Raw genomic sequence first — 5,262 nt, forward strand, 5'->3', positions numbered from 1 at the left:
GAATGGAACCTGATGTGCAGCATCGAGCGCTACCTGCGCCGCCAGTTCGAACGCCGCACCATCAAGGAACTGGTTGGCAGCTACAAGGGCCCGAAGAAGACCAAAGCCTCCGGCAAGCCGGTGGGCGCCAAGAAAAAGAAAGACGACAAGAAAAAAGATGGCAAGAAACGCCCCAAGACCGGCAAACCCGCAGCCAAACGCAAACCCGCTACGCCGCAGGGTCAGGTAGTGACAACCTCAGATGGCTTGGCGCCACCGAAGAAGCGTAGCTGAGCGGGCGTGGCCACTAAGATGTCATCCTCGCTAGCGCGGGGACCCATCTTCCCCTGATTACCGCCGCGAGATGCGCTTATCACGCCATTGCAGCAGGAAGATAACCAGCCAGCCGCTCACCACGCCAATGCCGTTGTAGACCAGATCAAACCAGTCAGCCACCCGCATGGGGTGAAACGACTGCACATATTCGATGCCCGCGCCAAGGGCGAATATCAATAGCCCCCGCGCCCACCAATACCAGCGCGGAAAGCTCAAATAACTCAGCATCATCAGGGCAAACAGCCCGCCGGCATGATACAGGTTGCTCATCAAGCTGTGGGCGACAGGTGTAGGCGAGGGTCGCAGGCCCAGATATAACGCCAGTATCAGTACCGTAAAAAATAGCACTTTGAACACGGGGCGTAGCTGCACCCAGCGGCGCAAAGCACTCACCCACATAGGTCACGGCTAATCTGGTGGTAAAGTCCGAGTATTTTCATGGCGGCGAATCATAACCTGAAGCTTTAACGAATCCGAGTGCTGGCACCAGAAAAGTACCCGTTGCTCAATTTGTGTACCCTGTCAGTGCACGCAACTGCGCAATCGGCTAGTTTAAACACCTCTGCAAGGCAAAGGAGCTGCCGACCCCATGTTCCAAATCTATCCACAAATTCACCACCACGGAGCGGTCGATGGCGTCGCCAAGTCCGCGTTGGCTGCGCTGCTGGAGGCAAAAGCCACAGAACGCAGCCATAACCTCAAGGTGCACATACCGTGAATGTTCCAACAGGTGAGTATCAATTTTCGCTCTGCGCAGACCTTTGAGATCGATTATGCGTTGAATAGGGGGAATAAGTCTTGTCGGGCCGCCGAGCCGCCGGGCCGCTTTGTATCATGCGCGCTACAGCGTCATGTAACCATGCGAAGGAACCGTATGACGGTGCATATCTCCTGGGTGGTCATCCGGATATGCCCGCTATATTTAAGTCGTATCGTGGCCTGTCTATCCTTGTGTCACCGTGACACGATGGTTAGAATCTGCCCCGCCGTGACCAGAGCCCTGTAAATGTGCCTATCTGCTGCATCCCAAAAAGCATGATGTTGACGAAAGAGCATTCCGCTCAGTATCAGTAGGTCGATCTATTACCCGCCCACCAATCGTTGAACGGGGTAAGCGTTGATCGGCCTAAAACTGCCATAATATGCCAAGCTCGGCTATAGTCATCAAGGCTAGAGCTGCTCGCTCAGCAAGCCCGCTTTCGGAGTTGTTGAGTGGACTATGTCAGGCCGATACTGCCTAAAGAAGGTTCTGGGCTGGCGGGCATAACGCTGGAGGTAGCCCGATAGATAAATCGGATTAGCCGTCTGACGAACTCAATATCAACGGTGACATAGGTATCACGTTTACCGGTCTCCGCCCGGGAGAGAAGTTATTTGAAGAGCTGCTGATTCGTGATAACCCCGAGACCACCTCACACGAAAAGATTCTCCGCGCAAATGAGGTGTTCATTCCCTGGGCTCCGTTGCGACCGATGCTGGACACCCTCCGGCAGGCTGTTCGCGACGAGAATTTTGCGTTGATGTGGCAAACGCTGTTGACCACCGTTCAGTGATATGAGCCCTCAAACGGTATCGTCGACCTGCTTTATGAGCAAATGACTCTGTCTGCTGATCAGTGATTGGTCCGCAGCGGACGTAACGCCCGCTGCCTGCACTCAGGTTGTGTCGATTTACTCCCTCAAACTATCAAACCCATCATTAAACCGGCTCATGTCTGCCACCCCAGTCATGTCATACAGCTGTCAGCCTCCTGTGACGGTGGCTCAGGCACTAAAAAAACGGTAGATGCGTTCCTGGCGGGTCGCTGAAGCGCTAAGGGGATTGTATGTCGCGGGCGGACGCTCCCGCAGGGAAGCGTATCTAGGGAGTTGGCGGGCGCTCCAACAGGCGGGTGCTCCTACCGGGTTGACGGGATTTACGCCAAACCTCAAACACCCAGATCAACACCAACCCCAGCAACACCCCAGCCGTATTGGCGTAGATATCGGTAATGTCAGTCGACCGGGTCGGGTGAAAGCTCTGCACGTATTCCACAGCTACACCCACCATGAACATCAACAGCCCGCGCACCCACCGGTACCACCTGGGGAACGCGAGGAAGTTGAGGATGGTGCAAACGAAGAGGCCGCCGGCGTGGTAGAAATAGGCATTCCAGCCAGGCAGGGCGGTCGGTGGAGTCGGGGTCATGCCCAGATAGATGCCGAACCCCAGTACCACGAAGAACATGACCTTGAACACAAGGCGATAGCGTGCCCATTGGCGCATAAGCGTTATCCACATAGCTTGGCGCGCGCCCGGCCTGTGCGGTTGAGCGTTCAGCATGATCAGTCTCTCAGGCTGCTGAATCCGGCATTGAAGCGATTCGTATCAGAGGCGTTGGTCAGATCATACAGTTGATAGAATCGGCTCAACCGAGCCCCGCCGTCCCGTGTCAGCGGATTCCAGGTCAAGGTTCCTTGTGAGGTGCTGGAGCGAGCGAAGAAGGCATCGAACGGGAACGTGAAGTAAATGCCCTTGTCGAAGCTGCCCTCGCCGAATTCTTCAGCGGATACGTTTGTACGAGTCGCCCACGCACCCAAGGTGATGCCATTCTTGAACCGGCGCGAAAGATCCAGGGTACCGCCCAGATCGCCTGCCAGGTAGCGCCCGGCGCTGGCTTTTGCTAACACATCATAGAAACCTGTTTGCAGGTAGGCCGTCATGTGTCCGGTAAAAGTAGAATAGTCCCGGAAACTGAAGTCCTGCTTGAACCCGCGTTGACGCACCCAGTTCATATCCACACCAAGCGCCCAGTCATCCCCGTGCGGTCGATACAAAACCTCACCACCAATGCCGCCAAACATGCTTTCCAGCAGGCCCGCGTAACCCATGGCGTAGAGGTCTTGATCCAGCCGCTTGGTATGCGTGTATTGCAGATTTTCCAGAATCACGTCAGAGCTGGTCAAATACTCGCGGATATTTGTTCGCACCCGTGGAAGCTCGCTTGGACCAGTCACCCTGAATTTTTCAAAATTATTAATCAGATTGGCCGCAACACTACCGTTCAGCCATTGGTTACGGTTGAAGCGATACTCTGCACGTGCTCGCGCCAGGAACTGGTAAAGGATAAACCCGTCTGGCCCGCCAATGTTCTGGTTGTAACCCAGAGACAGACCGTAGTTGAATGTATTGAGCGGCTCTGTGTGCAGCAAGTCAGCGTCTACAACACTTGGTTTGGCCAAAACTGTTGAACGGCGCATGCCTCTTTCATCGATCCGATTCTGCTCAAGGTCTCGCAAGCGCTCTGGATCGATACTGGTTTCCGAAATCCTCATGCCTTGGCGGGTATTGACCAGTGTGTACCAGTCATACGTGCCTTCACCGGTGCTGTTGTCGAGAATACGACTGGCTCTACCGAGGCCCTGAGCTTCATCTCGGAATGTTTTCTGTTCACCAATAACAATTAGCTCGCGGTCCTTTACTTCAATTTTCTCGACTGCAAAACCCGCATTCTCGCGCAAACGATTACTTACATTTGCCCAATCGATCGAGCGCGCACTGACACCCGTAGGCATAGGCCGGCGAGACTCTGGAGCGGGGTCCAGCAATTTGGAAGGTAACGGATCGGTTTTCAGATTCGTGTGCAGGGTGATGCCGATGGTGGCGGTGTTGCCGCGCTGCCAACCAGCGGAGAGATCAACACTGTTGGACATTTTGTAGACAAACCCCAGGTTTATCGGGGAGTCCTGGTCTTGAGGGTTATTGAGCGGCTCGGACTTATAATCGTTGCCGTCCAGCTCAATCTTGAATCGTAACGGATCCCAAGGCGTTTGGTATTCCACGCCACCAAAGAGACTGGGGTCCCCGCGGAAGTAATTTTCGATACTGAAATCCCCACCAGTACCCACCGTGCCGGCGTCTCGAGAGTCATAATCATCACCGAGTACGCTGAAAGGATTCGCAAAATCGCTCCGGTTGCCGATGTAACCCCAGGCAACACCAATGCTGAAATCCAGATCATAGAACCGTTTGTTCGCCACCAGAAATTCACTGGAAAAAAGGCCAGTACCCGCCAGGTCGCGAAAGCCTAATGAAAGCTCCGGCAGCCAGTAGCTTTCTTTCACCAGGCGGAATTTGGCATCAAACGCCTTGTCCTTAAAGCTCTGGTCCCCGCTGAACTCTTCAACGTTACTGTAGCGCCGGTTGGTAACTGCAATATACCGCAATGTTCCTTCGAGCCAGGGCACTGGCTGCACGGAAATGCTGTACCTACTGTAAGGCGAGGTCCTATTGGCGTTGAAGCTGAATGTACCCTCAGGTGCCATCCGCGCAGTGGGTGTTTGCAGGAGGCCGACACCGCCAAAATCATGCTGCGTGGTCCGGTATCGCTCTGTGTCTGCCATTACAGGCAGGCTTATGCCCGCAATGATCGACAGACACAGACTGGCGTAATGACGCTTCGCAATATTATTCGCCAAAACGGCCTCCCAGACGGTACTGGGTAGCCAGCATCCTTGCCATATCCTGATTAAACTCCGAGGTAGTGGGGGCCAGCATGTTTTCTCGCACCGGCACATAGATGATGGCGCCTACAGCTACATTCACTGATTGCTGATTCCAATAGGCGACGCCGTACTGGTCTGATGTACCGTCGGGCTGAATGACATACGCATAGCTGGGATCAGCAATAGAGTCCTTCGGACATTGTCCCAGGTAATCCTCCAGCTGCATTCCGGGAACGTGCTCTAGCAAGCAATCCTCAACCAGGGCGCCGCTTACTCGCACATGTTGAGGCCGTAACGGATAGCGTAAATGGTCTCCCGGTTCCAGTAACGGATTGTTCATAATAAGCAATTGCTGAAGCGGATTCAGCTGGGCTGTCACGCGACCAGTAACATCCATCTGCGATACCGCGCTATGCATGCGGCGAACGAATCGACCAAGCGCTGGCTTATCGTTAGCTTGAGC

General features: G+C 54.4%; 6 protein-coding genes and 1 pseudogene. 3 read left to right on the forward strand and 4 right to left on the reverse strand.

What is annotated here, in order from left to right; all coding sequences use genetic code 11:
• A pseudogene (locus ABYA88_RS15095) lies at nt 1–273 on the forward strand (ATP-dependent helicase); the annotation flags it as partial.
• Between the two features lie 57 nt (nt 274–330).
• On the opposite strand, the gene ABYA88_RS15100 reads toward ABYA88_RS15095, so the two are convergent.
• Entirely contained in the window at nt 331–672 is a 342-nt protein-coding gene (locus tag ABYA88_RS15100) for a VanZ family protein (protein WP_373188215.1), read from the reverse strand.
• 232 nt (nt 673–904) lie between these two features.
• On the opposite strand from ABYA88_RS15100, the gene ABYA88_RS15105 reads away from it, so the two are divergent.
• Entirely contained in the window at nt 905–1,033 is a 129-nt protein-coding gene (locus ABYA88_RS15105; RefSeq protein WP_373188216.1) for a hypothetical protein, read from the forward strand.
• Between the two features lie 613 nt (nt 1,034–1,646).
• Nucleotides 1,647–1,868 carry a polysaccharide biosynthesis protein gene (locus tag ABYA88_RS15110; RefSeq protein WP_373188219.1) on the forward strand — a complete coding sequence of 74 codons (222 nt, stop codon included), beginning with the start codon at nt 1,647–1,649 and terminating at the stop codon, nt 1,866–1,868.
• Between the two features lie 307 nt (nt 1,869–2,175).
• On the opposite strand, the gene ABYA88_RS15115 is transcribed toward ABYA88_RS15110, so the two are convergent.
• From ABYA88_RS15115 to ABYA88_RS15125, 3 genes are all read right to left on the reverse strand, one after another.
• Nucleotides 2,176–2,580, reverse strand: coding sequence for a VanZ family protein (locus ABYA88_RS15115; protein ID WP_373188217.1), 405 nt, complete (start codon nt 2,578–2,580; stop codon nt 2,176–2,178).
• Between the two features lie 59 nt (nt 2,581–2,639).
• On the reverse strand, nt 2,640–4,736 hold the full coding sequence (locus tag ABYA88_RS15120; RefSeq protein ID WP_373188220.1) for a YjbH domain-containing protein: 2,097 nt from the start codon (nt 4,734–4,736) through the stop codon (nt 2,640–2,642).
• A gap of 25 nt (nt 4,737–4,761) precedes the next feature.
• Nucleotides 4,762–5,262, reverse strand: a 501-nt coding sequence (locus ABYA88_RS15125; RefSeq protein WP_373188218.1) for a capsule biosynthesis GfcC family protein, incomplete at its 5' end; no start/stop codon positions are given.

Origin of the sequence: Halopseudomonas sp., assembly GCF_041579695.1 — a bacterium.
Classification (GTDB): domain Bacteria; phylum Pseudomonadota; class Gammaproteobacteria; order Pseudomonadales; family Pseudomonadaceae; genus Halopseudomonas.